Source organism: Synechococcus sp. BA-120 BA3, assembly GCF_034931285.1.
In the GTDB taxonomy this organism is placed as follows: domain Bacteria; phylum Cyanobacteriota; class Cyanobacteriia; order PCC-6307; family Cyanobiaceae; genus Cyanobium.
The window spans coordinates 1-2,648 of the sequence record NZ_JAYGHZ010000130.1; the positions used below are offsets into that span (position 1 = coordinate 1).

Annotated in this window: 3 protein-coding genes; 2 read left to right on the forward strand and 1 reads right to left on the reverse strand. The window is 74.1% G+C overall.

Annotation, left to right across the window (positions count from 1 at the left end; all coding sequences use genetic code 11):
- Positions 1–1,779 (reverse strand): magnesium chelatase ATPase subunit D (gene bchD, locus VB737_RS06375; protein ID WP_500312081.1); only part of this gene is annotated, 1,779 nt, incomplete at its 3' end.
- A gap of 107 nt (positions 1,780–1,886) precedes the next feature.
- On the opposite strand from bchD, the gene VB737_RS06380 reads away from it, so the two are divergent.
- Together VB737_RS06380 and folK are read left to right on the forward strand one after the other, a co-directional pair.
- The gene (locus VB737_RS06380) at positions 1,887–2,234 is read left to right on the forward strand and encodes a DOPA 4,5-dioxygenase family protein (protein WP_500312083.1); all 348 of its coding nucleotides are present in this window, start codon (positions 1,887–1,889) and stop codon (positions 2,232–2,234) included.
- Between the two features lie 4 nt (positions 2,235–2,238).
- A partial coding sequence (folK, locus tag VB737_RS06385) for a 2-amino-4-hydroxy-6-hydroxymethyldihydropteridine diphosphokinase (protein ID WP_500312085.1) occupies positions 2,239–2,648 on the forward strand: 410 nt, incomplete at its 3' end.

The window sequence follows — 2,648 nt, forward strand, 5'->3', positions numbered from 1 at the left end:
CACCCGGGCCGCCTGGGCGAGGCCGTGGGCCAGGGGCGAGCCGCCGCCGCAGGGCATCGACTCCAGCCGCCGGCGGGCGGCGGTGATCGAGCGGGTGGGCGGCAGCAGCACCTCGGCCTGCTCGCCGCGGAAGGTGATCAGGGCCACCTCGTCGCGGTTCTCGTAGGCCTCGGTGAGCAGGCGGATCACGGCCCCCTTGGCGCTCTGCATGCGGTTCAGGGCCATCGAGCCGCTGGCATCCACCAGGAAGATCACCAGGGCGCCGGCCTTGCGCTGCAGCTGCTTGGCCCGCAGGTCCCCCTCCTCCACGATCACCTTGCGGTGGGGCTCCCTGGCGCGGCGGGCCTTCTGATACGGCGCGGCGGCCCGCAGGGTGGCGTCGATGGCGATGCGGCGCACGGGGCCCCGGGGCAGCATCGGCTTCACGTAACGGCCGCGGCTGTCGCTGAACACCACCGCCCGGCTGCCGCTGCCGCCGCTCTTGGCCTTCGCCGAGGCGAACACCAGCAGGTCCGGGTCGATGGCGGTGGCCTCCGGATCAAGGAGAAACTCCTCCGGGATCTGGGGCGGGGCCTGGTCCTGGGGGCTGTCGTCCTGGTCGTCGTCGTCCTGATCCTCGGGATCCTCGTTCTCCGGCTCCTGCTCCGGCGGCTCCGGTTCCTCCGGGGGCTGCTCCCCCTGGGGTGGCGGCGGCGGCGGGGGCTCCATGGGCTGGTCGGGATCCGGGGGCGGCAGCTGCAGGGCCCGCGGGGCGATCACCAGCCGTACGGCCACCTGCAGGTCGTCCGCCTCCACCCGGTCGCGGCCGGAGAGGGCCGCATGGGCCCGGGCCACCCGCACCGCATAGAGCTCGGCCCGGTGGCCCTCGACGCCACCGCGGATGGCTTCGGTGACCAGGTAGCGGATCTGCTCGCGGTCGATGGCCACATCCGGCAGCCACTGGCGGGCCAGCAGCAGCTGGGTGGCCAGGGCCTCGGTTTCCTCCTGAAAGCGGGCGCCGAAGGCGCTGCTGGAGGCCCCGTGGTCGAGGGCCGAGCGGGTGATCGCCACCCGCTGGTCGGTGTCGAGCAGCTGGTTGGCCGACAGGGCAATGGCGAAGCGGTCGAGCAGGTGGTCGCGCACCGCCCCCTCCTCCGGGTTGTAGGTGGCGATCAGCAGGCAGCGGCAGGGGTGCGACAGGCTCAGCCCCTCCCGTTCGATGCGGTTCTCGCCGGATCCCACCGCCGCCAGCAGCAGGTTGGTGATGCCGTCATCGAGCAGGTTGAGCTCGTCGACGTAGAGCACCCCCCGGTGGGCTTCCGCCAGTAGCCCGGGCTGGAACACCGGCGCCCCGGCGGTCAGGGAGGCGGCCACGTCCACCGAGCCGATCAGCCGGTCTTCGGTGACGCCCAGGGGCACCTGGATGAAGGGGGCCGGCATCACCCGGGTGGGCAGCAGGGCGCCTGGATCGGTGCCGCTGGGATCGCCGCCCAGTTCGATGATGCGCCGCCGTGTGGCCGCGTCCCACTCGTCGGGCCGTGAGGGATCGGCCTGCCGCAGACCCGGACCATCGGCAAGGTCGATCACGTCGATCGGCGGCAGCAGGGCATGGAGCCCCCGGGCCAGCACCGACTTGCCGGTGCCGCGACCGCCGGCGATCACCACCCCGCCCAGGCCGGGGTCCACCGCCGCCAGCAGCAGGGCCAGCTTCAGGGTGCCGTGGCCGGTGATGGCGGCCAGCGGAAAGCTGCCGGTGGGGGCGGCACCGGCGGGCGCGGCAGGGGACCCGCTGACGACCATGGGGCAGTGGCTGGGTGGGGTGGCCAGTCTCGCCGACCGGGTGGCGGCGGTGGGCTTCCCGCTGGCCCCGATACCCTGCCTGGGTGTCAGGCCCCGCTCGGCCGCCGATGACCCGCCGTCCCACCAACGTTCACGAGCGCTACCACGCCCACGTCTATTTCGGCCCAGCGGAAGCGGCGCAGGCCGCCGCCCTCTGTGGGGCCGCCGCAGCCCGTTTCGGCCTGCCGGTGGGCCGCGTTCACCACGAGCCCGTGGGCCCCCATCCGACCGGCAGCTGCCAGATCAGCTTCAGCCAGGCGGACTTCGAGGCCCTGATCCCCTGGCTCGAGGCCCACCGTGGCGGCCTCACGGTGCTGGTGCATGGCATCACCGGCCATGATCTGGCCGACCACACCGACCATGCCGCCTGGCTGGGGGAGCCCGCCCTCCTCAACCTGGCGGTCTTCGGCGGTTGAGCCGATGCCTCCCCCTCCGGTCGCCCCCGCGGCTCGCCCCTCTCCATCCAGCCTGGCCATCGCCCTCGGGGCCAACCTCGGCGACCCCGTCGCCACCTTCACGGCGGTGCGACCCCAGCTGGAGGCGGAGCTTGGCGCCTGGGCCGCGGAGCCGCTGCAGCTGTCCTGGTCGCCCCGGTTCCGCACCCAGCCGGTGGGGGGGCCGCCGGGACAGCCGCCCTATCTCAATGCCGTCCTGGTCGCGCAGCAGCACTCCGCCCGGGGGCTCGACGGAACCTGGCCCGATCCGCTGGCGCTGCTGGCGCGGCTGCTGCGGCTGGAGGCGGCGTTCGGCCGCGAACGCCGCGAGCGCTGGGGACCCCGCCGTCTCGATCTCGACCTGCTCTGGTGCGGGGCGATGGCCAGCCGTGGCCC

Bases quoted from the DNA above. Each gene is read 5' to 3' on its own strand.
- VB737_RS06380 (WP_500312083.1), top strand. From the start codon at position 1,887: ATGACCCGCCGTCCCACCAACGTTCACGAGCGCTACCACGCCCACGTC.